Here is a 23,928-nt window from a genome sequence, read left to right on the forward strand (position 1 = left end):
GTCAAACTTGGAAGAAAGTGGTAAAAATGACCGAAAACGGCGATATGCAAGACCAAGAAAACAGCAGCCAGAACGGCGATTATGGCGCTGATTCTATTAAGGTGCTGCGTGGCCTCGAAGCTGTTCGGAAACGTCCCGGTATGTATATCGGTGATACCGATGACGGTTCCGGTCTTCACCATATGGTTTATGAGGTTGTTGATAACGCGATTGACGAAGCCCTCGCCGGGCATTGTGATACGGTTGGTGTTATTCTGAACGGCGATGGATCTGTGACGGTTCACGATAATGGCCGTGGTATTCCGGTTGATATTCACACCGAAGAGGGAATTTCTGCTGCCGAAGTTATTATGACACAACTTCATGCAGGCGGTAAGTTTGACCAGAATTCCTATAAGGTTTCCGGTGGCTTGCACGGTGTTGGTGTCTCTGTTGTGAACGCACTGTCTGTGAAGTTGGAGCTTCATATCTATCGTAATGATAAAGAGCACTATATCTCTTTTACGCATGGTGAAGCTGATGGTCGTTTGATCGAAAAGGGACCTGCGAATGGTAAAAAAGGGTCTCATGTGACCTTCTTGCCGTCGCAAGAAACTTTCACGATGGTTGAATTTGATTTTAACACATTGGAACATCGACTGCGTGAATTGGCATTCCTGAACTCAGGGGTGCGCATTACACTTCGTGATGATCGTCATGCTGAGCCAAAAGAAACTGTATTCATGTACGAAGGTGGTCTTAAGGCCTACGTACAATATCTTGACCGGACCAAAACATCTCTTTTCGAAGACGTTGTTCATATGGAGTCCGAAAAAGATGGGATCACTGTCGAAGTTGCGATGCAATGGACAGACAGTTATCACGAAAATACTCTGTGTTTTACCAATAACATTCCTCAGCGTGATGGCGGAACCCATATGGCGGGTTTCAGAGCGGCCTTAACGCGTCAGATTAATTCCTATGCGACGTCCTCTGGCTTGATGAAGAAAGAAAAAGTCAGCCTGACAGGCGATGATGCGCGTGAAGGTTTGACCTGTGTTCTTTCCGTTAAAGTGCCTGATCCGAAATTCTCTAGCCAGACAAAAGACAAACTGGTTTCATCCGAGGTTCGTCCCGTTGTTGAGAATATTGTTAACGATCGTCTTGGACAGTTCTTTGAAGAGCATCCCAATGAAGCGAAACGGATTGTCGGGAAAGTCGTTGAAGCGGCTGCGGCACGTGAAGCTGCGCGTAAAGCACGTGAGCTGACCCGACGTAAAGGGGCCTTGGATATTTCTTCGCTACCAGGAAAACTGGCAGATTGTCAGGAACGAGATCCTGCTCTTTCAGAAATCTTTATCGTCGAGGGTGATTCTGCGGGGGGATCTGCCAAACAGGGACGCGATCGTGCAACTCAGGCTATTTTGCCGTTGCGTGGTAAAATTCTAAACGTTGAGCGTGCCCGTTTTGACAAAATGCTTTCTTCCACTGAAATCGGAACTCTCATTACAGCATTGGGTACGGGGATCGGGCGTGATGAGTTTAATATCGAAAAGCTTCGATATCATAAGATCATCATCATGACCGATGCGGATGTGGATGGAAGCCATATCCGTACACTGTTGCTGACGTTTTTCTATCGCCAGATGCCGGAAATTATTGAACGCGGCTATCTCTACATTGCTCAGCCACCGCTTTATCGGGCAAAAAGAGGCGATTCGATTCGCTATCTTAAAGATGACAGCATGATGGAATCATATCTGATCAGCAATGGTGTTAAGGATGCTCTTCTTGAAACCAAAGAAGGTGTCCAGGTCGCCGGAGAAGACTTGATTGAGGTTGTTTCCAACGCGGTCACTGCCCGTAATCTGATGATCCCCCTTATCCGCAAAGTTGGGTCCGTTGAACTGGTTGAACAGGCAACAATTCTGGGTGCATTAAGCGAACCATTGTTGCTGGATGAAAATCGTGCACCTGTTGTCGCAGAAAAAATTGTTAAGCGGATGAATGAAAATCTGCCTGAATTACAACGGGGATGGACCGCTGAAACGAACACGGTGGACGGTGAAATGACGCTGACCCGTACCTTACGCGGCCTGACTGAACGTCGTGTGATCGATCTGACGCTTGTCCGGACTGGCGAAGCGCGTCGTCTAAATAGTCTTGCTGATGAGATGCAGGAATTCTATGCTTCCAGCTCGACCTATCGCGTGAAAGACAAGGAAACAACAATCACTGGGCCGAATGCTTTGGCAAATCTTGTGTTTGATCTTGGCCGAAAAGGCATTAACGTGTCTCGCTATAAAGGTCTGGGGGAAATGAACCCTGATCAGCTTTGGGAAACCACGCTGGATGCAAACGCACGAACCCTTTTACAAGTGAAGGTTGGTCACAGTGACGAGGCTTCTGATATTTTCTCGACCCTTATGGGCGATGTGGTTGAGCCACGTCGTGACTTTATCCAGACTAATGCGTTGGAAGTTGCTAACCTCGACGTTTAAAGCTCATTGTTTGTAACAATAAAAGGCCGGCGCTTTCAGAGTTCCGGCCTTTTATTTTTAAGAGGTCATCTTCTTGACACCGGCCTGCCACTAGCTTGCCAAATACGAATAGTTTATCAGTGAAATTATGGCGACGACAAAAAAGACATCAAAAAAGGGATCTGGTTCTAAGGGATCGAAGGGGCTGAAGGCTGATTCGAGAAAAAGAGTCACGAGCGCGAGTAAACGACCAACAAAACCGCGTAAGACTGGACAGGCAAAAAAAAGAACCAAAGGGACCAGCAAGAAACGATCGGTTAAGCGTGGATTTCTTAAAACAATGGTTTTATGGTGTTCAGTTTTGGCTATTTGGGGCACCATACTCCTAGGTGGTCTTGTTGCATACTACGCATGGGATTTGCCCGACGTGGGCGGATTGGATCAGGTATCCAGACGGCCCTCTGTTACTTTGATGTCTGACGATGGTATTCGCCTTGCCAGTTATGGCGATGTCTATGGTGACGTTCTCGATGTTGATGAGATGTCACCTTATTTGTCACAAGCTATTATCGCAATTGAAGATCGTCGCTTTTATGATCATTTTGGTATTGATCTATTGGGGATTGCCCGGGCAATGCTCGTCAATATTCGTGCTGGTCGTATGGCACACGGTGGGTCAACAATTACCCAACAATTGGCGAAAAACCTCTTTTTAAGCTCAGAACGCAGTTTAAAACGAAAAGTTCAAGAAGCTCTGCTTGCGATTTGGTTAGAGCAAAAGTTTACCAAAAAGCAAATTCTTACCCTTTATATGAACAGAGTATATTTTGGGGCTGGAACCTATGGTGTTGATGCCGCATCCCGTATTTATTTTGGCTTGTCTGCCCGAAAGGTGGGGTTGTATGAATCAGCTCTTATCGCAGGGCTATTGAAAGCACCGTCACGCTATAACCCAACCAGCAGTGCCTCTAAGGCAGAAAACAGAACCAATCTTGTTCTACAGGCAATGGTTGATGCCAGATTTATCACCAGTGAAGAAGCGGCAAAGGCGAAGAAAAACCGTCCATCCTTAAAGCGGGATACAAATGGACAGGGTAAATATTTCACAGACTGGGTCTTACGGCAGGTTGATGAATATATCGGTGGTTATCGGGGTGATATCGTGGTTCACACGACCTTGAATACCCGACATCAACGTTTGGCAGAGAAAAATCTTCTTAAGATACTGAAAGACAATCGTAAAAAGCATAATGTTGAGCAAGCGGCCGTTGTTGTGATGTCAAACTACGGATCTGTAACGGCAATGGTTGGGGGGCGTGACTATCGGGCCAGTCAATTCAATCGTGTGACGCAGGCTTTGCGCCAGCCTGGATCGGCTTTTAAGCCATTTGTTTTTCTTGCGGGCATCGAAAGCGGCTTGCGACCTGATAGTCGGTTTGTTGATAAGCCCATCAAGGTGGGTAAATGGAAACCTGGAAATTATAAGGGCAAGTATTATGGCGACGTTACTCTACGGGATGCTTTTGCCCGATCTATGAATTCAGTTGCTGTACAGGTGTCGGAAAAAGTCGGTCGCAAGCAAGTGGCAGGAGTGGCGCATAGGCTTGGTATTGAAACCGATCTGGATACATCCCCTTCAATTGCGTTGGGCGCGTCTGAGGTGACGTTATTAGAGCTAACCGCTGCTTATTCCGTTTTTTCTAATGGAGGGAATGCGGTTTCTGCGTATGGTATTAAAGAAATTCAGGATCGTAACGGTAACAAGCTCTATCAGCGAACAGGAAGTGGCCTTGGCCGCGTTGTGAAAACACGTGACGTTGCCATGATGAATGACATGATGAGTGCAACGGTTGCCTGGGGAACCGGGAAAGCGGCGCAAACAGGTCGTGCGGCGGCAGGGAAAACAGGAACAACCCAGGATTCAAGAGATGCTCTTTTTGTGGGGTACACTCCCTATACAGTAGCCGGTGTGTGGTTTGGGAACGATAATGGCAGTCCGATGAAATCTGTCACTGGTGGCACGCTTCCTGCCAAAGTTTGGGGAAGCCTTGTTCGTGAAATCGAACAAAATAAACCGGTAGCAGAGTTGCCAAAAGAATCTCCGACACTGCTGGAAGATACTGTAGAGGAAGCATCCGGTTTTTTGGAAAGCCTTTTTGGACGATTAAAGTCCGGTAGTGACTCTAATGACAAAAAAGATAATAAGCCTCGCGATAAGAATGATTTAGATTACCTGCCGTCCAATAATGGTACTGGGAAATTTAAGTAATCTTTTTAACGGATTTTGTTTTTAACCTTCCTTGATGAGCAATCATAAGTTGCAGCATATTTTGGTCAAATTCCGATGCTTATACTCTAAGTTAGGACAACAGATCACTATGTCGTCGGGAAAGAGCGGATATGAGGAAGCTTCAGCAGTTAATTCGGGCAGGAATTTTGGGATTGAATTTGGCTATGAGCACGGTTGCTGTATCGGCCACATATGATGATGCCATGGTGGCTTTTGATCGCCAGGATTATGCTGTTGCATTTCGTGATTTTTCCAAAGCTGCAACGTCTGGAAACCGCGATGCTCAATTTATGTTGGGATATGTTTATTCCAAAGGTTATGGAACAACCCAAGATTATGTACAGGCCCATAAGTGGTTTAACATTGCCGCTTCACAAGGGGATAGAGAGGCCCGTAGAGCACGGGACAAGCTGACCCCTTTTATGTCTGCGCAACAAATCTCACAGGCACAAGAAGAAGCTGCAAATTGGCAGCCAGGGTCCGCTGAAGCAAAAAAAGGTGCGGAAGAGATCCAATCTGAAGAAATTGATACTGGCGATGCTAACAATAAGCCGTCAATCACGTGGTCTGATCCCAATCCCTCGGCAACAAGTCCGGAAATAGATCTTACCCGTGATGAAAAGAGAGAGTTACAGCGAAGGTTGCGTGATGCCGGGTATGACCCCGGGCCAATCGATGGGTTGCCTGGCCAGCGAACTTTGAGAGCGATCAGGTCTTATCAGTCTGATTTTGGATTAATCGTTGATGGTTTGGTCAGCCGAGAAATTCTGGAAGATTTAAGAACTCGGAACTTTGCGGATACAGAATTAGAGACAGTGATTGATTCGCGCTCTGAGGTCTTGGTCAAACAGTTGAGAGACCTCAATAACGAGGGACATAAATCCCCCCTTTCCGGTGATCAGTATAAACAACGAATTTCGGCGATACTGGCTGATTATGATCGTCCTTGGTCGACCCGTGTTTTATTTGATTCATTCCGTGATGGTGATTTCTTGCTTAATCCACGTTGGTTTGTTGAATCAGGTGATTTTGATGTGGTCAACAGAGAATACCTATATAGCTCTGTCCCCGTTGCGGAAATCAAAGCAAAAGAAAACGACAAAAATAGTGCTCAGGAAATTGTTGGTATTTTTTCGGATATATTCCTTAAAAACAAAGATCAGCCTCAAAAGCGTACGCAATATAAAGGTTATGCCGAGATTTATAGTGCGACAAATATCACGAACAGTTTCTCTGTGAGAGTGAATTTGAATGGCTTGTTGAATAATGGGCGGGCGAACTTTGGTGTTTATCAAGGGTCTTCTCGAATCAACGGTTATTCCCTAGCCTACATTACAGGTACAAAGGAAAGTGAGATTAAGCTGACACGAACGTCTCAGGATGGGCAGGTTGTCTTGGGAACGGCTAATTTAGACCAATCGTTAAGTGGTGATATCCATAATGTAGAACTACGCCGTAATGGGCGGGGTGAAATGGATGTTTTGCTTGATGATAAACTTATTATTGAGGCTAATGATACGACCTTGAAAGGTGATTTTGATGGCCTTATCTTTGGTAATCAAGGGGGGGATTTTCGCATTTACGAGGTAGAGATTTACTCTGAAAAATAGATACCCTAGCTTATATATTTAGTTGTAAGAAAGAAGCTGATTACCATTCATTTTAAGCCACTGTTGAGAAGTTTTTCGGGTATCGGTTAATTGATCGACAAGCGCCCAAAATTCCGAACTGTGGTTCATATGTTCTAAATGGGCTACTTCGTGGGCGACAACGTAATCTAGAACTTCTTCTGGCGAGAATATCAGACGCCAGGAAAAGTTCAGGTTACCTTTTGTTGAACAGCTTCCCCATCGACTTGTGGTGTCCTTAATACGAATCGCGGCAATTTTTTTGTTAATCCGTGCCGCTTTTTCCTGTGCTCTTAAGTCAATTTCAAAACGTATTTGTTTTTTCAAAAAATCCCGGACCCTGCGCGGCAAATGTTCTGAATGTGATTTGATGTAAAGCTGGTTTGCTTCCAACCAAGCCGCGCCCTTTTGACGTTGAGTTTGTGTGTCGGGTGCAATTCTAACAATTTTATGGGGAAGCCCGAGGATGGGTATATCAATTCCCTCTTTAATGGGTATCGGGCCAGTTTGTCTGTCTAAGCGGTCTGAAATCCATCCCTTTTGCCGCTCAACAAAATCCAGAATATCTGCAACAGGGTAATTGGGGGGGCAAACAACTTTAACAGCTGTCTTGCCTGTAACCAGTCGGAGGGACAATTTTTTAGAGGTCGGATGAGGCTGGATAATGACCTCAATTTTTTGTCCCTGAATATCAAGATAACTATTTTTCTGGATCATTGGCGTAGATTATCTGCCAGCTTTAATAGCCGCAAGCTTGAAGATTGAATTCGGCATTAGCAGTCACTCAATGCGCCTATTAGCACCTAGATATCGTCGTTCTCTTGGGGGCATTTTTAGTCTGCGGCTTCTGTTTGGTTTAAATCAGAAGCCGCAAATTTCTTGTCGTTACTTGGATAGGATTTCAATCAAAGAAGCGGCCATTTTGTCTGATTCAGTACCGTGACCATAGTGCTTCGCATAAAGACCATCTGGACCAATCAGGTAGGTAATGGATGAATGATCCATCAAGTATTCACTTGATTCTTCCGTTTCTGCTTTTTGGTAAAAAACACGATAGGCTTTCGCCGCTGCGGCAACCTGTTCAGTTGTTCCTGTCAAGCCAACCATGGTGGGGTAAAAGTTTTCTACATAATCGTGAATTGCAGACACTGTGTCTCGTTCAGGATCAACAGTGATAAAAACCGGGGTTATCTGCTTGGCGAGTTCGGGGTCTTTTTCTTCCACGATATCCATTGCACCGGATAGTAGAGTTAAAGACGTAGGACAAACATCAGGGCAATAGGTATACCCGAAGTAAATAAGCATATATTTACCCAGGAAATCTTTTTCTGTAACAGCCTTACCTGTGTGGTCGACCAAGTTGAAAGGTCCACCAATTAGGGAGCCAGATTGATTAGAAGTTGATTTTTGATCGAAAACTCTCATGCCGATAAAAGCCGCAGCTGCAACAATCAAGGCAATACAGAGAATAAAAATTGAACGTGCAATAAAACTTTTCGGCATCAGATTTGGCTCACGAGAAGAAGATTAATAATCATCCCTATGTTTAAAGTGAATAGAAGGGGAAGACAATAACCCTATCTGATCACAATTAAGAGAAAGGTTGCGGCATTTGCGCCCATTTATGGAATTATGATGTTGGACAAAGTAGGCGTTACGTCGCGACAAAATTCTTTCTCGCCTTGAAAAAGGCACGTTTCCCCCTTAAGAAATAGATCTATTTTCAGAAGTAGGGTTCAGTCTTGTTATGGCTGGGTTTTGCTTATGATTTTCTTCCATTGGGTTAAGCGACGGAATCTAAACTTATGTTCAGCGATCTTTCAAAAGCATTTGGTCAAACAGGTGATCCGGCTTTCAGAAAAGTGTTTTTTATCTCAACGGCTATTTCGCTGGTAATCTTTGCTCTTCTTTGGGGCTTGGCAGGATATGGCGTTAGTTTTTTGGATGGGATGATCGCAAGTTGGGCTGAATCTGATGGCTGGATAACCAATGTGTTAGTCACAGCTGCCGAAGCGATCTCCTGGATAGGTGTCGCCTTTTTGAGCATCATGCTCTTCCCTTCAGTTATGCTGATTATCATTCCTTTTTTTCTGGAAGATATTGCAAAGGCTGTTGAGACTAAATTTTATCCTGAACTAGAGGAAGGGCGCCAACCGCCAGTGGGCGAAACGATTTTAGGATCAATACAGTTTGTTGGTGTGACGTTGCTGGTAAATATTATCGCTTTGCCACTGTATTTTATTCCGCTTGTAAACCTTTTCGCCTTCTATTTAATCAACGGCTACCTACTTGGGCGTGAGTATTTTGAAATGGTTGCGCAGCGTCGCTTGGTTTTAAGAGAAGCAAAGTTGCTGCGTAAGCAGTTTAGTGGCCGCGTCATTATAGCAGGTTTCTTTCTTGCATTTTTGCTGACAGTTCCAATTTTGAATATTGCGATGCCAATTTGGGCGACGGCTTTTATGCTTCATCGGTTTGAGCGAATTCGGCGGGACGTTGCGTAGATAGTAAAAGAATGCGCAACTATAAAAAATTTCTCCTTCTTGTCGTTCTGACAATGACCCTCAGTGCTTGCGGTAATGCTGCCAAGCGTAAAGTGGTCATTGTTGGCTCGGAACCGCAGTCTTCCCAAGATAACACGGGCAATACTGAAGAAAAGAACGCTGAACCAAGTCGTGGTGATACTGCGGATCAAGCCGAAGAACTGGCAGCTTTGAGCTATGATGCGGCTCCGTTGGAGCCTGAGGTCAACGATGATCCCAAGCAGTTATTAGGAATTGATACAAAAGCGTTAGAGGCCTTGCTTGGAAAACCGTCATTGGTGCGCAAGGAAAGTCCCGCTGTGATTTGGCAATACAATGCAGAAAATTGTGTTCTGGATTTGGTCCTCTATGATTCTGTTACGTCCTATGTCGAGGCGCGGGATGAACAGGTGAGGCCTATGGCCAACCGTAAATGTTTGCGTCGGCTGCTTTTGTCTAAACAGTAGTGATATTCTGCTCTTGTCCAACCAAATAATTTTGGTGGGATATTTCTGATAAAAGCATTAAGCTTTAAGGGCTATAGCTTTGTTGTATCAGGGATAAAGGCTTATGCTGAGTTCAGAAGGTTCAGTTTCCAGCGCAGAAAATCTTCTTTTTAATGCTATTTTACGCCCTAATCGAAGCCTGAGTAAGAAGGGCTTTAGATTTTTGATGGGGTTTATTCTGAGCATTATTCTCATTAGTGGTTTAGGTTTCTTTCTTGCGGGGGCATGGCCTGTTCTTGGTTTTTTGGGACTGGATGTTGCCTTAATCTATTTTGCTTTTCGATTTAGTTATCGATCTGGTGGGCAGTATGAATTGATTGAGATGACAGAGAATGAGATGCTTGTGACTAGGGTTAATCCCTGGGGGCAAAAGACATCTTTCTCTTTCCAGCCGTATTGGATGCAAGTGTCATTTGAAGAACAGGACGAGGAAAACGCCCTAATTTTGAGCTCACATGGTCGATCTGTATCTCTTGGACGGTTTCTTGCCCCTGTGGAGCGAAAGGAACTTGCGGGAAAACTTATTTCAGTGCTCAATCGTATCAAACAAAATTCGTTGTAACACACCAAGAGGAATAATACGTGCCGGGTGTCTATGGTTCCGCAGAGCCACTGTTTCTTTTACTTTTTGCTTTGGGTATCGAGGCATTGTACGGGGGAGTATTTTTCCTTGAAAAATGGTTGCCGAAACCGCGCCGTTTATTGGCCGGGATAATTGTCCGCTTTGACCGTTTACTTAATGATTCGACGTCTTCATCCAGCATAGCTGTTGTGACCGGTGGGTTAAGTGCCATTGTGTTGATTTTTCTTGCTGCTCTTGTCGGCTTTGGGATTTCTTTGATTAGCTTAAACGCACCTTTTCTGTGGTTGATCGAAGTTTTTATGATTGCTTTATGCCTGGATTATCGCAATCAACAGGTTCGAATGCGGAAAGTACGCAAAGCTTTGGCTTTAAAAAGCTATATTACTGTCCGTGGCGAATTGTATCCTTTAGTTTCATCCCTTTTCCGTGTCAGAGATCTTGAAAAGTTATCTGAAAGCCAATTGGCTGCTGCTTGTGTTGGGGGCATGGCACGTGGATTTGTCGAAGGTTTCCTTACCCCCGTTTTCTGGTATGCCATATTGGGCCTACCCGGACTTTTTGTGCAGCAAGCCGTTTATCAGGGGGCACTGTTTTATAAACAGCGCTATTTGCAGGCACCGCAGGAAAAGCACTTTAGTCAGATGTATTTTATCCTTGAGCGGATATTTATTGTTGTGCCTGATGCGCTTGCTGCGCTGATGTTTATCGTTTCTACCCTGTTCATTCCCAAAACATCTTTTTCGCAATCATTCATCAGATGTTGGCGGGGCAAGCATATGGCAGATGCCGCACTTGGCGGTGCTTTGCAACTGGATTTGTCCCAACCAAGTCCGACGAACTGGCGACAGGAACTGGAGCGAGGGAACATGATTGTGCTGATTGCGGGTATTATGGCCGTTGGCCTTATTGCAGGTGCAATCTTGGTACGCTTTGCTTTTTAACCCCCCCCTTCCTGTTAAATTAAAACTCAGGGAAAATTAAAACCCCTGTCAGGGTTACATACCCTGACAGGGGGAAGTCGTTATCATTTATTTTAGGCGGTTTTTATTGGGGCATCGCAGCGCGCAGTTTATCTGAATGCGGATTTGAGAAGGCGCGTTCTATGGTAATTTTTTTCGGGGTGGCTCCTGCGCCGTAGTAACTACTGTTATAACTTTCCCGGGTAAAAAGTTTCGCACCTTCGAAAGCACCACCTCCGAAAAGGCCGACAGAGCTGGAGAAGGCATAAACATCAACGTCAAGATTAGCTGTTGTTGAGGCTTCTACTCCCGCACCAAAGGGACCAACGGCAAGAGAAAGGTCACCACCAAATTTGATTTCACTATCCAAAATGGCATCGACAGCGCCTTGATTCATAAGCGTAAAGACGACTTCGGAAACTTCGCCACCGATCTGTAAACCAATGCTACCTGCTGCCAGCGTATAGAAGGACGGGTTGCTCCAAGTGCCATCGGCTCCTCTGACGAGAAGGACACCTGATCCTCCCTCGCCTCCAATAATAAAGCCGCCTTTGACCAATTGGGGAATGATGATGATCCCTTTGGATTGTTTAGCAAATTCCTGTAATTTGGAATAGTCAGGATTGCTAAGCATTTTTTCCAGAGTGTAGCGGGATTCTGCAACCAGCTCTTCGGCATCGCTTGCGGCTTGCACTTGATAAGAAAAAGATACTGCAAAAAGGGCGGTCAGGAATATCAATTTGGATGAAATGGCAGAAGTGAAAGCCTTTCTGAGGCTTTTGATCATGTCGTTCTCCTCGCTCGAAAGCGGTTGTTAAGGACGGATATGGTTAATTCTGCAAAGCAGTATCGCAGGAAAATACCAGAAAAGGCAGAGACAATTTGTGTCAATTAGCATAATTTACTGTCTTCTATGAAAAGGATTTTACGACAATACTTATAAAACAGGCTGATTCATTATCGGTTGTCACGCAAATCAGTAATTTCCTTTAATCCAAAATAAAAAGCCAAGCCCATTTTAAGTGCTTTGGTTTGGGGAGTCTGAGTATGCAGAGTTTAGGATCTTATGATTATGTGATTGTCGGTGCCGGAACAGCAGGCTGTGTACTGGCAAATCGGTTGTCAAAAGATCAAAATAATTCTGTCCTTTTGCTAGAGGCCGGTGGCAAAGATAATTACCACTGGATCCATATCCCTGTTGGCTATCTCTATACTATCAATAATCCTCGAACCGATTGGTGTTTTTCAACAGTTAAGGAAAAGGGATTGAATGGTCGCTCTTTAAGTTATCCTCGCGGTAAAGTCTTGGGTGGCTGTTCTTCAATAAATGGCATGATCTATATGCGCGGTCAGGCCCGTGATTATGATCAATGGCGACAGATGGGAAATACCGGTTGGGCGTGGGACGATGTTCTTCCCCTTTTCAAACGAGGAGAGAATTACCACAAAGGAGATTCTGAGTTTCACAGTGATGGTGGCGAGCTTCGGGTTGAAGAACAACGCCTGTCCTGGCCAATCCTTGATCGCTTCCAAGAAGCTGCAGCAGAAGCTGGTATTCCAGTTACAAAAGACTTCAATCAGGGGAATAATGAAGGAGTTGGGTATTTTGAAGTAACCCAAAAAAAAGGGGTACGTTTCAGCGCAGCTCGTGCTTTCCTTCATCCGGTTAAAGATCGCAAAAACCTGACAATTCTCACTCAAACTCAAGCACGAAAAATAGTGTTGGAGAATAAAATAGTTAAGGGGCTAGAACTTGATCTTCAGGGCGTGCGTACAGAAGTGAAGGTTCGAAAAGAGCTTATTTTATCTGCGGGCGCCGTGGCGTCCCCTGTATTGTTACAAAGCTCTGGCATCGGCGCGGGAGAGCTTTTGGCGCAGCATGGTGTTGAAGTGCAGCACGAGCTTGCTGGTGTTGGCGAAAACTTGCAGGATCATTTGCAAATTCGTACCGTATTTCAGGTTTCGGGCACAAAAACGCTTAATGAAATGTCGCACAGCCTTTTCGCCAAAGCGGGTATGGCGGTGGATTATGCTTTGTTTCGAAAAGGCCCCTTGTCGATGGCGCCTAGCCAGTTAGGATGCTTTGCAAAGAGTAATCCGGGGCTGGAAACACCTGATCTTGAATATCATGTACAACCGCTTTCAACGGATAAACTGGGTGATCCGCTTCACAAGTTTCCGGGCTTTACAGCTTCGGTCTGTAACCTGCGACCTGACTCTCGTGGTTCTGTGTATCTGAACGATCCCAAAGGTGAGGAGATGCCAAGGATTGCTCCGAATTATCTTTCGACAGAAGGGGATCGGCAGGTGGCCATTAATGCGATTAAACTGACACGTAAAATCTGCGCGAGTCCGGCATTATCGGGCCACTCACCGAGGGAGTATCTACCTGGTTCTGATATTGTAACAGATGAAGATATCCTCAAAGCTGTCGGGGATATTGGCACAACAATTTTTCACCCCGTGGGCACTTGTAAAATGGGGTCTGATTCAATGGCGGTGGTTGATGAAGAACTCCGTGTACATGGTATCACGGGATTACGGGTTGCGGATGCCTCAATCATGCCGACCATTACCTCTGGCAATACAAATGCGCCAACTATTATGATCGCTGAAAAGGCGAGTGATATGATTCTTGGGGCAAATTGCTCAAGCTAAATCAATCTGACTTATGAGTGATTTTTTTATCATCTTTTATGATTCGATAAGAGGTCGGGAACAAAGCGTTTATTAAATCTTCCCGGAGTTGAGGAGATACTGTCTACAAAAAGGTATTCAGCAGGATGGTATCGTTCAAAAATTCAAAGGCTGGCATCTCATAGAGTTGGTACAAACGAATCAAATCTGAAATTATTAGTTAAAAATATATCTTCAAGGGTGAGTACTTCACTGATTTATTTGGGGAATGGTGCGTGTCATCAAAGTGTCATATTAGAGTCACGAAACGATAATTTGTCATTTAACTGCAACGAAACTATCACAAATCGGAAATGACCCCGATCTTGGTGTATGAAAGTTTGAAAAATGGCATCTTCTGATCCGTCAGGAAATACGAATTCATCGTCATCAGACGAAACGAAGTTAGCAAAACCATCCCTGGATAAAGACTTAAGCAAAATCGTTACGATGGAAGAGGCCACGCGCTCTATCTCGCAACATCTTTTTGCGCCGGGCCTTGCTATTCTCTTCCTGGCTGTTGCTGGTGGCTTTGCCAGTATCTTGATTGGGGCGCAGCCAAACGCGGTTTATATCATCGTCGCGGCAACTCTTGGCGGCTATATGGCGCTGAACATTGGTGCCAATGATGTGGCAAACAATGTTGGGCCAGCTGTTGGGTCGCGGGCTTTGACCATGACCGGCGCGTTGATTATTGCCGCCGTTTTTGAAAGTGCCGGGGCGCTGTTGGCCGGTGGTGATGTTGTCTCCACGATTTCCAAGGGGATTATTGATCCATCCCTTGTTCCTGATAGTCAGACCTTTATTTGGGCAATGATGGCGGCGCTTTTGTCGTCTGCGCTATGGGTGAACCTTGCAACTTACATCGGGGCGCCAGTTTCAACGACACACTCTGTTGTTGGTGGCGTTATGGGGGCTGGTATTGCGGCCGTTGGTTTTGGCGCCGTAAACTGGTTTACCATGAGTAAAATTGCGGCCAGTTGGGTAATTTCCCCCGTTCTGGGTGGGGTTATTGCTGCGCTTTTCCTTGCCTTTATCAAAAGTAATATCATTTATCGCGATGACAAAATCGCAGCGGCTCGTCGTTGGGTGCCGATGTTACTTGCGATTATGGCCACGGCTTTCTCATGCTATTTGATGATGAAGGGGCTGAAGAAGATCTGGAAGCCAGATTATGCAACTGTTGCCATGATTGGTGCTGCGATCTTTGTTGGTTCTTATGCTCTGCTAAAACCCGTTATTCGCAAACAGTCCGAAGGTATGGAAAACAGAAACCAGTCCCTTAGAGAACTGTTTCATCTTCCTCTGATTTTCTCTGCTGCTTTGTTGTCTTTTGCGCATGGTGCGAATGATGTGGCTAATGCGGTTGGCCCTTTGGCGGCGGTTCTACACGCTGTGGAATCTGGTGACATAGCCGCGAAGGTTTCTATTCCTGTCTGGGTGATGATTATTGGCGCGGTTGGCATCAGCCTAGGTCTTTTTCTCTATGGCCCCAAACTCATCCGTATGGTTGGGGAACAGATTACCAAGATGAACCCGATGCGGGCTTACTGTGTGGCACTTTCTGCTGCTATTACCGTGATCATGGCATCAGCTTTAGGATTACCCGTTAGCTCAACGCATATTGCTGTTGGCGCGGTATTTGGTGTTGGCTTCTTTCGTGAATACTACACCAAGAAAAGCAAACGTCGCCGTCAGTATGTTCGACAGCATGAACGTCACCCCGAAAGCAAACACGAAGGAACCATTTCTGATCGTGAAGAAATTGGGCGGCGTAAACTGGTTCGTCGGTCCCACTTCACGACAATTATAGCAGCTTGGGTGATTACCGTTCCCGCCGCAGCATTGTTGTCTGCTTTAATCTTCTTTGCGATAACGTTTGTATTATAACTTAATTTTCTGGGATTGCGAAAAAAGCTCCGGTTCCGGGGCTTTTTTACTTTTGAAGCTTAGAGGTTCTGTATTTATACAAACAACTCCCCAAGATGACTGATCTAATTTGGTGTCGTCTTTGGTCGCGTAGTAATTAAGCTTCGTCAAAGACGAATTTCCAATGGACAGACCAAGGGCTTTTTCGGGTTTTAGGTCCAGCGCATGGGCGACCGCGGCCCGAATTGTTCCGCCATGGGTTACTGCAATAATATCTTTGCCGCTGTATTTTTGATTAAGGACATCAATAGTTCTTGCTGTTCTAGAAATAAGGTCTTCGAAACTTTCACCACCCGGAGGGGCTTCGGATGCAGGCGCATGCCAAAAACGATGCCATGCATCACCACGAATTTCGCCGAGTTCTTGATGCGTCATACCATGCCAATCGCCAAAAGACTGTTCCTGAAAATCGTCGATTACATCGTAGTCCGGAAAACTTGTTTTTTGCATTTCTGCGCGAATAGCGTTGGCCGTTTGGTGCGTACGTTTTAGGGGAGTTGTCACCCAGATGGCGTCATCGGGCAAGATGCCCGCGAGTGCGTGAAAGCTTTCTTTGTCATGGCAGTCACAGTTAAGGTCCAGATTCCCGTATATCGTACCGTTGTTTTCGGTTACAGGCGCGTGCCTGATCCACCACCATCTGGTTTGTGTCACCTGTGCCTCCTAGGCGATATAGCTTAATAAGACAAGATAGGTCATGATTTCACACAGTTGAACCGCAGTGCCAAGGACATCACCAGTATACCCGCCAACTTGTCGCATTGTTAGCCATGATAAAAACAGAATCATTAGGACATTGGAAACAAGAACAATCAAGACGGATAGCGGGGGGAGAAAAATAAAAAGGAAGAACAAAGTCAAAAGCAGACTGCCATAACTGCTTCGTAATTTAGGTTTTGCGGCGGTTGCGGCCATTCCGCTTTTTTTCGCTAGGGGAAGGTGGCTCATTATCAAGGGGGCAAGGCCTCTCCCAATCATATGTGCCGAAATGTAAATAGCAAAGATTTGGGTCAGGATTGCCCATTGATAGTTGTCTGCACTTATTGGGCTTAGTTGTGCAAAAGAGAGCAGACTACCTAACAACAGGGTGCGCATTAGAACAGAGATACCAAGGGCTAGGACACCATAACTCCCAACGCGGCTATCTTTCATGATCTCAAGCTTGCGTTCCGGATCGTGACTGCCGCCGAAGCCATCGGCAACATCGGCCAGACCGTCTTCGTGAAGGGCGCCTGTGATTAAAATACTGGCGACAATTGCCAGAAGGGCACAGACATAAAGCGGAAGCGATAGATAGAAGCTTAAAACTAGAATGGTAGAGCTAAGAAATCCAACCAGAATGCCAATAAGAGGAAAAGACCAGGATGCTTCGGCAAGACTTCGACTTGTCGGGTTGCCTTCGTTATCCATTGGATAGGGCACCGGGATGCGTGTCATAAAGGCAAGAGCAATACGTATATCCGGTTCAAACTGCTTTATCATGTTCAGCCATTGGTGTGGTTTGTCATTCTGTTGAGCTGTCATGTTGCCTTATCCGGTGTATATGCGACAAAGTGAGTGGTTCTGAGGTAAAGACAATGGCTTGTTGCTATGGTATGGCTTTGGCCAGAGCTTTAAAACCGATTAAATCGGGTTATCAACGCACAAAGAAACAAATGCCGCCCCAAAGCGGTTCTGTAAAGGTATTTGATAGCCTGAAGGCATCGCAATCCTGTGTTAAATCAGGGGCAAGGGAGATAATAAACTATGTCAGACGCGGCATCTATTTCGACGCTGGATGAAATTCATGTTCTGCTCAAGGAATTACCGGGGCCAAGCCGAGAGGCAGCAAAAGTTGCTGAGGAAAGGCAGGCACAGCTTACAAAACCCTTGGGGGCTTTAGGGCGCTTAGAAGAACTGGCAATCTGGCTTGCTGCATGGCAGGGGAAAAAGAAGCCACAGGTCGAACGGCCCTTTACCGCTGTTTTTGCTGGAAATCACGGCATTGCAGCAAAGGGGGTTTCTGCCTATCCGACCGAAGTTACCAAGCAAATGGTTGCGAACTTCATCCATGGTGGTGCGGCAGTTAATCAGCTTTGCGGGTTGGCCGATTCCGATCTCCGTGTGTATGAACTCGCCCTTGATGAGCCGACGGCTGATTTTAGCGAACAACCGGCAATGGAAGAAGAAGACTTCGTAAGGGCGATCGCTTATGGAATGATGGCGGTTGAAGAAGGCGTCGATGTTTTGGCTGTTGGCGAGATGGGCATTGGTAATACCACGTCAGCGGCTGCGATTTGTCTGGCGCTTTATGGTGGGGATGCTGCTGATTGGGTTGGTCGTGGTACAGGTGTTGATGACGAAACACTTGCCCTGAAAACCAAGCTGATCAATCAAGCGATTGAATTGCATAAGCCAATCTTTGCTGATGATCCTTTTCAGATTCTACGCTGTGTTGGCGGTTTTGAACTCGCGGCTATTGTCGGGGCTATTATTGCGGCACGCCTTGCCCGTACACCTGTTGTTTTGGACGGTTATACTTGTACGGCAGCGGCGGCTATTCTGTATGCTATTGATGACAGGCTTCTTGATCACTGTGTTGTCGGACATCAGTCTGTAGAACCTGGACACCAGTCTCTAATGACAAATATTGGTAAAGAACCTTTGTTGGATTTCAATATGCGTCTGGGTGAAGGTTCCGGGGCTGTTCTTGCAATGCAAATTCTGAAAGCGGCCTGTGCTTGCCATAATGGCATGGCAACATTTGCTGAAGCCGGGGTTAGTGGTCCGGCTTAATTCCGATTTCTGGTTGGTATCACAAATAATTTTATTGGGGGAGTAGCGACGCTATTCCCCCATTTGTAATAAGAGGCCGCGTTTCCGTGCAACGTGATAAGCCCACAAAAAAATCCCGATTGCGATAGAGAAATAGAGGATATTCAAAAGCAGGGAGTGGATAAAGAGGTTAAGCTGAAAACCTTGATTAAAAAGAATAGCACGCATGCCTTCAAACACCGGCGCTGTTGGCAATGCCCAAGCAAGTGCCTGTAGCCATTCCGGCAAGATGTCTACGGGGTAGTAGACTGCTGAAATTGGCGCAATCAAAAAGATGGTCAACCAGGCCATGGATTCTGCGCCTAGCCCGACCCTGAGAATGAGAGCACAGACTAAAAGGCCAATGGTCCATCCCATCATCATCAAGTTGCTGAAAAAAAGTAATAAGGGAAGCCCCAGATCATAGATGGATACCTCGTAAAAAAGAATGGCGAGGAATGTAGCGGGAAGAATGCCGATGAGTGTTCTGATCATACTCATGACCATCAGGGCAGTGAGGAACTCGTGGGGACGTAGAGGACTGACAGCCAAATTGCCAATGTTACGGGACCAAAGCTCCTCCAGAAAAGAAAGGCTGAATCCAAGCTGTGCACGAAAAAGAATATCCCACAGAAGTACTGCAGAAACCAAAACCCCTGCTGCTTGAGCGACATAGCTGCTGTTTGTTAACAAAAACTGTGTAATGAAGCCCCAAAGTACTATCTGAATTGATGGCCAGTACATCATTTCAAAAATACGAGGCCAGGAAGCACGCATCAGATAAAGATGCCGCATCATGACCGACTGGATACGGATCAAGGCGGATGGATTATGCCTTATTTTGGGAATAGGGGATGTGGTTTGGCGTGTTTGGCTTGATGAATTTGACATCTTAAATATCCCCGTACTCTAAATCATCATGAGGCGGCTTTCTGGGGATGTTTTCGCCGGATGTACCAGTGTCTTTTTGCTTTGGAGCGTTTTTCCGATCACGGGCGATATCAAGAAAGACCTCTTCCAAGTTTGTCCGACTATAACGATGCAGTAGATCTGCAGGTGTACCCTGATCAACAATTTTTCCATATTTCATCATCAGAACGTTGTCACAAATTCGCTCTACCTCTGTCATATTATGAGAGGCCAGCAAGATCGCAGCGCTGGTTCTTTTTTGATATTCTTTTATATAGCTTCTGACCCAGTCAGCAGTGTCTGGATCGAGAGAGGCGGTTGGTTCATCCAACAAGAGAATTTCAGGTTCGTTGATGAGGGCTTTGGCGACTGAAACTCGGGTTTTTTGACCCGCGGATAAGCTTCCCGTTGGACGGTTTAATAACTCGAGAAGGTTAAGTTCTTCGGCCAGATGCATCAAACGTTCACGGGCGTTGATAATGCCGTAGAGCTTGCTGAAAAACATAAGGTTTTGTCGAACGGTCAGCCGTCTGGGCAGATCTACGTAGGGTGATGAAAAGTTCAGGCGGTGCATGACTTTGAAACGGTCTTTGACCATATCTTCACCAAGGACTTGAATCGTTCCTGATGATGGCAATAGAATGCCAAGAAGCATAGATATTGTTGTGGTTTTTCCTGCGCCGTTCCCACCCAGAAGCGCGACGGTTTCGCCAGGGTTCACTGTAAATGAAATTGATTTGACGGCAAGAACATCATCATAACTTTTGTTGAGGTTCTCGACATGAATAGCGTGCTGGATCATAGGTTTAATATAACATGATTGGGAAAGGGATCTTGTTCTGTTTTGTAATAGAATGATATCTACTAGAATATCACGCTATAAAATCTTATGAATTGTAACAGTTTCCTAATCTACAACCTAAATTTCTATCGGGAAAGCAAAGATAAGCGAATGGAACAAGGCAGTGAGTAGTGCATTCCGATTAGAGCCCGAAGTAGGGTTACACCCTGAACAGGGCCGGGTCCGTTTGAGGACACTGGTTTTTATCAGGTGGATGGCAATCTGTGGCCAAACAGCTGCGTTGTTGATCGCTCATTTCGGTCTTGGGTTAGAACTTCCTTTGATTGCAGCGTTCTTGGTCGTTCTTACATCTGGTGTTTTGAATGTAGCACAGGTTGCGACGCGCCCGGCATCATCCTGGTTACGCAACAAAGAAGCAACTATGGCATTGGCGTTTGATCTGATTCAAATATCAGTGCTGCTGTCTCTGACAGGGGGGCTGACAAATCCCTTTTCAATCCTGATTTTGGGCCCGGTAACGGTGTCCGCATCGATTCTTACCAGACGGAGTACAATCTGTTTAGGTATCTTGGCGATTGTCGCGGTGACAGCAGATGTTTTCTTTTATTTACCACTACCTTGGCCTGAAGGTAGCTTTTTCCTTCATTCGCTTTATCTCTATGGCTTGTGGGCTGCGTTGGTATTTACGGCGATTTTTTTGGCCGTTTATGTTTCTTCCCTAACAGAAGAGGCGCGGTCGATGGGGATGGCTCTTGTGGCGTCGCAAATGGCTTTAGCGCGGGAACAAAAGTTGTCTGCGTTGGGGGGCTTGGCGGCGGCGGCGGCCCATGAACTGGGCAGTCCCTTGGGAACGATGCTGGTTGTTGCAAAAGAAATGAAAGAAGAATTACCGCCTGATGATATTTATCTGCCGGACGTAGAACTTCTGATTAGTGAGATTCTCAGGTGTCGGGAAATTCTGCAAAATCTTGCTGCTTGGCCGGAAGAAGATGGTGGAGATCCATATAATTTTATACCAGTTCAAACCTTGGTTGAAGCTGCCATTGCTCCCTATGAGAAGTTGGATATTAAAACCGTTATACAAGCATCTTCGTGTGAAGATGATGGTGAGCACTCATTAGAGCATCCAATGGTAGAACGCAGTCCTGAAATTTTACACTCTTTGGGGCTTTTTGCGCAAAACGCTATCCAGTTCGCAAAAGAGAAAGTGGATATAACGCTGGTTTGGGATAACAGAACAATTTCCCTGACAATACATGATGATGGACCAGGCTTTGATCCACAAGTTCTGGGGCGCTTAGGAGATCCCTTGCTTTCTAATCGAGAACACGCTCAAAAAGCTCAGGCCCAAAAAAATCAAAGCCCAAAAAACCAAACCCCACAAAATCAAGCCCCAAAAAACCAGGAAAGTCGTAAGGAAGAGGACGGAGATCATATGGGCTTGGGTGTGTTTATCGCAACAACTTTGCTGTCCCATACGGGGGGGAAGGTGACTTATGCCAATCATGAGGCTGGTGGTGCCGTCGTTGAGATTATTTGGCCAAGAAACCGTTTGGAAGTTGCGACTCAGCCAGTGTAAGTGACATACTCTTGGATTTTGGTGATCAGCTTGTCGTATGAATATTTTGCAAGACAGACGAGCTTAATACATCTTTGACCACCTGTATCTGGAAGCTTAGAATGGTTAGAGATAACAAAGAATAGAATTAATCTAGGGGTAACAAGTAATGCCAGAGTCGCAAGATGCGGAAAAAAAGAAGCTGCTGATTGTTGATGATGATGAGCGTTTTGCAGAGCGCTTGTCGCGAGCGATGGATCGGCGCGGATTTGAATCAGTTATTGCCAATTCCGTTGCCGATGGCATTCGTCTAGCGCATTCTGATGCTCAAGAATATGCTGTCGTCGATTTAAGACTTCAGGATGGGTCCGGCCTTGATGTTGTAAAGGCCATTCACGAAACATCTAAAGATGCCCGTGTCGTTGTTCTCACGGGCTATGGAAACATCGCAACCGCTGTGGCTGCTGTGAAGGTCGGTGCATTAGATTATCTGCCAAAGCCTGCAGACCCTGACCAGGTCGCTGCAACTCTTCTGCAGTCAAGTGTCGATGGGGATATGCCGCCCCCGCCTGAACTCCCCATGACGGCAGATCGTGTCCGCTGGGAACACATTCAACGGGTTTATGAGCAATGTGATCGTAATGTTTCTGAAACAGCTCGACGTTTGAGGATGCACCGCCGTACGCTACAACGTATTCTGGCAAAGTATGCCCCGCACGCTTAGACGTTAGCTGTAATGGGAAAACTGCCACGTTAAATTTATCGTTTATTATGTCTGTAAGGCTTAGGCGTCGTGATCGGCTTCGGCGCGATGGCGACCCATGGCGTCAGCAAGGTTTTTAGACTCTTCTTTTTTCGACGCAGCCCAGTTTCTGACAAATTTATCGATGTAGAAGCCCTGCATAAGTTTAATGCCAAGCTCATGCGAAGTTGCGATGGCATCTTCAGCACCACAATGACAGAGGATCATTCTGTTGGGATCAACTTTTTTGACTGTATTTCTGATTTCATCACCGCGTGGTGTTGTCAGGAATTTTGTCAGATCTTGATTCCATTGCAACTTAATTAGGTCAAAACCCATCGTTCGGCGGTCAATCATTGGCAAAGAAAGATGGGTTATACCGTCAAGACAGATCTTGTAGCCGCGCTCTCTTAGAAAATCACGCGCAAAGGTAAAGCTCCCGATATCAGCAAAAACATCTAGAAGCTGGAATTCTATGACAATTGACCGACGAACAGATTCGCCTAGGGTATGATCCAGCTTCAAGAATTCGTCGGATAATGCTGTCGAAATATTGAGATTCAAACTATAGGATCGACTGAGGCTAGAATCATCATTTTGCCGAAGAATGACTAACATTCGCTTATCGAGATAACGCGTTAGGTCCTGAAAAAGCCAACGGTTTGATAGTAAGTCGTGTGTTGGTAGTAGTGTCTGTTGAAGCTGATCAATGGAAAAGAAAAGTTCTTTGAATAGGGCTTCAGGCTTTTTATCTTTGTTAACCAAAAAAATGGATTGCCGTTTCATTAGGCTTGATAAATCGGCTTGATTGATTGCTTTTGACACTGCAGCTAGATGCGAAGGCATTAGCGGAATTTTGGGCTTTGCTGGTGGTTTTCCGTGTATTGCTGCTATTGCTTCTGCTTTTTCTCGGCGTAATTGCGTATCAAGATCTTCATTCATCTTAACAGCAAGCGCGATCAGATCAGTATATTCGTGGTCGAGATCAAACCAACTACAGAATTGATCTGTCTGAAGGTCATAGTCACCGGCAAGCATAGGGTCATCACTAAAAAGATAGCGGAGCCTTAGGATCGTTTCGTCTATTTGGGCAACGGATGCACCAGAAGTAACAACAACCAAATCGTTATTATGTAGCCTGAAAACAGTTCCAGAAAATTTTGCAACCAGATCTTCACAGGCATTTTGTGCAATGCGTAGATGGTGGTCTCGCTGATGATAGGGGCGCAGACGCGATAGATGTACATGAACTGCGCGGCGGTTCTCGGTTTGTTTTCCGATCCGCTTAACATAATCCAAAAAGACCTTTTCTTGACTGAATTGGCCCTCGGGCTGTTTAGTTGAGGTCGAGTTATCCATAAGGGTAGACTACATTACATCCAGATTGCATCAGCTTGTGTAACATTATTAACCTTGAGAGTCTTCAAAGTTCGTTAACCTTACTGGAATGGCCTATATTTATGTCTTTTACAATTAAAATATAGTTGTGGAATAAGACTTTCCCTTAAAAAACTTGCTCGTCGTTTGAATTGATTGCAAAAGAGAGGCAAGAAACTTTATGGATACATGGTTCAA

Annotated in this window: 20 protein-coding genes; 12 read left to right on the forward strand and 8 right to left on the reverse strand. The window is 45.5% G+C overall.

The window, feature by feature from the left end; all coding sequences use genetic code 11:
• Positions 1–26: 26 nt before the first annotated feature.
• The 3 genes from gyrB (at position 27) to ACN0W5_RS15805 (ending at position 6,359) form a co-directional block, all read left to right on the forward strand.
• The gene (gene gyrB / locus ACN0W5_RS15795; protein ID WP_417455044.1) at positions 27–2,480 is read left to right on the forward strand and encodes a DNA topoisomerase (ATP-hydrolyzing) subunit B; all 2,454 of its coding nucleotides are present in this window, start codon (positions 27–29) and stop codon (positions 2,478–2,480) included.
• A gap of 127 nt (positions 2,481–2,607) precedes the next feature.
• Positions 2,608–4,728 carry a transglycosylase domain-containing protein gene (locus ACN0W5_RS15800; protein WP_417455045.1) on the forward strand — a complete coding sequence of 707 codons (2,121 nt, stop codon included), beginning with the start codon at positions 2,608–2,610 and terminating at the stop codon, positions 4,726–4,728.
• Positions 4,729–4,859: 131 nt separating this feature from the next.
• The gene (locus tag ACN0W5_RS15805; RefSeq protein ID WP_417455046.1) at positions 4,860–6,359 is read left to right on the forward strand and encodes a peptidoglycan-binding protein; all 1,500 of its coding nucleotides are present in this window, start codon (positions 4,860–4,862) and stop codon (positions 6,357–6,359) included.
• A gap of 18 nt (positions 6,360–6,377) precedes the next feature.
• On the opposite strand, the gene ACN0W5_RS15810 is transcribed toward ACN0W5_RS15805, so the two are convergent.
• Both ACN0W5_RS15810 and ACN0W5_RS15815 read right to left on the reverse strand, forming a co-directional pair.
• On the reverse strand, positions 6,378–7,094 hold the full coding sequence (locus ACN0W5_RS15810) for a M48 family metallopeptidase (RefSeq protein WP_417455047.1): 717 nt from the start codon (positions 7,092–7,094) through the stop codon (positions 6,378–6,380).
• A 168-nt stretch (positions 7,095–7,262) separates the two neighbouring features.
• Positions 7,263–7,880: an SCO family protein gene (locus ACN0W5_RS15815; RefSeq protein WP_299371435.1), complete on the reverse strand. Its 618-nt coding sequence runs from the start codon at positions 7,878–7,880 to the stop codon at positions 7,263–7,265.
• Positions 7,881–8,182: 302 nt separating this feature from the next.
• Here ACN0W5_RS15815 and ACN0W5_RS15820 point away from each other — a divergent pair, with 302 nt between their 5' ends.
• From ACN0W5_RS15820 to ACN0W5_RS15835, 4 genes are all read left to right on the forward strand, one after another.
• Entirely contained in the window at positions 8,183–8,878 is a 696-nt protein-coding gene (locus tag ACN0W5_RS15820; protein ID WP_417455048.1) for an EI24 domain-containing protein, read from the forward strand.
• An 11-nt stretch (positions 8,879–8,889) separates the two neighbouring features.
• On the forward strand, positions 8,890–9,363 hold the full coding sequence (locus ACN0W5_RS15825; protein WP_417455049.1) for a hypothetical protein: 474 nt from the start codon (positions 8,890–8,892) through the stop codon (positions 9,361–9,363).
• Positions 9,364–9,466: 103 nt separating this feature from the next.
• Positions 9,467–9,964: a DUF2244 domain-containing protein gene (locus tag ACN0W5_RS15830; protein ID WP_417455050.1), complete on the forward strand. Its 498-nt coding sequence runs from the start codon at positions 9,467–9,469 to the stop codon at positions 9,962–9,964.
• Positions 9,965–9,984: 20 nt separating this feature from the next.
• Positions 9,985–10,926: a cobalamin biosynthesis protein gene (locus tag ACN0W5_RS15835; RefSeq protein ID WP_417455051.1), complete on the forward strand. Its 942-nt coding sequence runs from the start codon at positions 9,985–9,987 to the stop codon at positions 10,924–10,926.
• Between the two features lie 103 nt (positions 10,927–11,029).
• Here ACN0W5_RS15835 and ACN0W5_RS15840 read toward each other — a convergent pair whose 3' ends face one another.
• Positions 11,030–11,731: a lipid-binding SYLF domain-containing protein gene (locus tag ACN0W5_RS15840; RefSeq protein WP_417455052.1), complete on the reverse strand. Its 702-nt coding sequence runs from the start codon at positions 11,729–11,731 to the stop codon at positions 11,030–11,032.
• A gap of 260 nt (positions 11,732–11,991) precedes the next feature.
• Between ACN0W5_RS15840 and ACN0W5_RS15845 the strand changes: the two genes are divergently transcribed.
• Positions 11,992–13,602, forward strand: coding sequence for a GMC family oxidoreductase (locus tag ACN0W5_RS15845; RefSeq protein WP_417455053.1), 1,611 nt, complete (start codon positions 11,992–11,994; stop codon positions 13,600–13,602).
• Between the two features lie 366 nt (positions 13,603–13,968).
• Positions 13,969–15,510 (forward strand): inorganic phosphate transporter, encoded by a 1,542-nt coding sequence (locus ACN0W5_RS15850; protein WP_417455054.1) that lies wholly within the window; start codon positions 13,969–13,971, stop codon positions 15,508–15,510.
• On the opposite strand, the gene ACN0W5_RS15855 is transcribed toward ACN0W5_RS15850, so the two are convergent.
• Together ACN0W5_RS15855 and cobS are read right to left on the reverse strand one after the other, a co-directional pair.
• Entirely contained in the window at positions 15,505–16,203 is a 699-nt protein-coding gene (locus ACN0W5_RS15855; RefSeq protein WP_417455055.1) for a histidine phosphatase family protein, read from the reverse strand. The genes ACN0W5_RS15850 and ACN0W5_RS15855 overlap by 6 nt on opposite strands.
• Positions 16,204–16,212: 9 nt before the next feature.
• Positions 16,213–17,073: an adenosylcobinamide-GDP ribazoletransferase gene (gene cobS / locus ACN0W5_RS15860; RefSeq protein ID WP_417455056.1), complete on the reverse strand. Its 861-nt coding sequence runs from the start codon at positions 17,071–17,073 to the stop codon at positions 16,213–16,215.
• 222 nt (positions 17,074–17,295) lie between these two features.
• Here cobS and cobT point away from each other — a divergent pair, with 222 nt between their 5' ends.
• On the forward strand, positions 17,296–18,324 hold the full coding sequence (gene cobT / locus ACN0W5_RS15865; RefSeq protein WP_417455057.1) for a nicotinate-nucleotide--dimethylbenzimidazole phosphoribosyltransferase: 1,029 nt from the start codon (positions 17,296–17,298) through the stop codon (positions 18,322–18,324).
• Positions 18,325–18,375: 51 nt separating this feature from the next.
• Here cobT and ACN0W5_RS15870 read toward each other — a convergent pair whose 3' ends face one another.
• Together ACN0W5_RS15870 and ACN0W5_RS15875 are read right to left on the reverse strand one after the other, a co-directional pair.
• On the reverse strand, positions 18,376–19,140 hold the full coding sequence (locus ACN0W5_RS15870; RefSeq protein ID WP_417455093.1) for an ABC transporter permease: 765 nt from the start codon (positions 19,138–19,140) through the stop codon (positions 18,376–18,378).
• Positions 19,141–19,234: 94 nt separating this feature from the next.
• Positions 19,235–20,053: an ABC transporter ATP-binding protein gene (locus tag ACN0W5_RS15875; protein WP_417455058.1), complete on the reverse strand. Its 819-nt coding sequence runs from the start codon at positions 20,051–20,053 to the stop codon at positions 19,235–19,237.
• 163 nt (positions 20,054–20,216) lie between these two features.
• Here ACN0W5_RS15875 and ACN0W5_RS15880 point away from each other — a divergent pair, with 163 nt between their 5' ends.
• Positions 20,217–21,632, forward strand: a complete 1,416-nt coding sequence (locus ACN0W5_RS15880; RefSeq protein WP_417455059.1) for an ActS/PrrB/RegB family redox-sensitive histidine kinase — start codon at positions 20,217–20,219, stop codon at positions 21,630–21,632.
• 148 nt (positions 21,633–21,780) lie between these two features.
• Positions 21,781–22,335, forward strand: a complete 555-nt coding sequence (locus ACN0W5_RS15885) for an ActR/PrrA/RegA family redox response regulator transcription factor (protein ID WP_417455060.1) — start codon at positions 21,781–21,783, stop codon at positions 22,333–22,335.
• 60 nt (positions 22,336–22,395) lie between these two features.
• Here ACN0W5_RS15885 and ACN0W5_RS15890 read toward each other — a convergent pair whose 3' ends face one another.
• A complete protein-coding gene (locus ACN0W5_RS15890; protein ID WP_417455061.1) occupies positions 22,396–23,652 on the reverse strand; it encodes a hypothetical protein in 1,257 nt (418 codons plus the stop codon).
• Between the last annotated feature and the right edge of the window lie 276 nt (positions 23,653–23,928).

This window comes from Kiloniella sp., assembly GCF_048270245.1.
Classification (GTDB): Bacteria; Pseudomonadota; Alphaproteobacteria; order Kiloniellales; family Kiloniellaceae; genus Kiloniella.

Bases quoted from the DNA above. Each gene is read 5' to 3' on its own strand.
- ACN0W5_RS15885 (WP_417455060.1), top strand. From the start codon at position 21,781: ATGCCAGAGTCGCAAGATGCGGAAAAAAAGAAGCTGCTGATTGTTGAT.
- ACN0W5_RS15845 (WP_417455053.1), top strand. From the start codon at position 11,992: ATGCAGAGTTTAGGATCTTATGATTATGTGATTGTCGGTGCCGGAACA.
- cobS (WP_417455056.1), bottom strand. From the start codon at position 17,073: ATGACAGCTCAACAGAATGACAAACCACACCAATGGCTGAACATGATA.
- cobT (WP_417455057.1), top strand. From the start codon at position 17,296: ATGTCAGACGCGGCATCTATTTCGACGCTGGATGAAATTCATGTTCTG.
- ACN0W5_RS15830 (WP_417455050.1), top strand. From the start codon at position 9,467: ATGCTGAGTTCAGAAGGTTCAGTTTCCAGCGCAGAAAATCTTCTTTTT.
- gyrB (WP_417455044.1), top strand. From the start codon at position 27: ATGACCGAAAACGGCGATATGCAAGACCAAGAAAACAGCAGCCAGAAC.
- ACN0W5_RS15815 (WP_299371435.1), bottom strand. From the start codon at position 7,880: ATGCCGAAAAGTTTTATTGCACGTTCAATTTTTATTCTCTGTATTGCC.
- ACN0W5_RS15840 (WP_417455052.1), bottom strand. From the start codon at position 11,731: ATGATCAAAAGCCTCAGAAAGGCTTTCACTTCTGCCATTTCATCCAAA.
- ACN0W5_RS15870 (WP_417455093.1), bottom strand. From the start codon at position 19,140: ATGATGCGGCATCTTTATCTGATGCGTGCTTCCTGGCCTCGTATTTTT.
- ACN0W5_RS15805 (WP_417455046.1), top strand. From the start codon at position 4,860: ATGAGGAAGCTTCAGCAGTTAATTCGGGCAGGAATTTTGGGATTGAAT.
- ACN0W5_RS15820 (WP_417455048.1), top strand. From the start codon at position 8,183: ATGTTCAGCGATCTTTCAAAAGCATTTGGTCAAACAGGTGATCCGGCT.
- ACN0W5_RS15800 (WP_417455045.1), top strand. From the start codon at position 2,608: ATGGCGACGACAAAAAAGACATCAAAAAAGGGATCTGGTTCTAAGGGA.
- ACN0W5_RS15850 (WP_417455054.1), top strand. From the start codon at position 13,969: ATGGCATCTTCTGATCCGTCAGGAAATACGAATTCATCGTCATCAGAC.
- ACN0W5_RS15875 (WP_417455058.1), bottom strand. From the start codon at position 20,053: ATGATCCAGCACGCTATTCATGTCGAGAACCTCAACAAAAGTTATGAT.
- ACN0W5_RS15825 (WP_417455049.1), top strand. From the start codon at position 8,890: ATGCGCAACTATAAAAAATTTCTCCTTCTTGTCGTTCTGACAATGACC.
- ACN0W5_RS15810 (WP_417455047.1), bottom strand. From the start codon at position 7,094: ATGATCCAGAAAAATAGTTATCTTGATATTCAGGGACAAAAAATTGAG.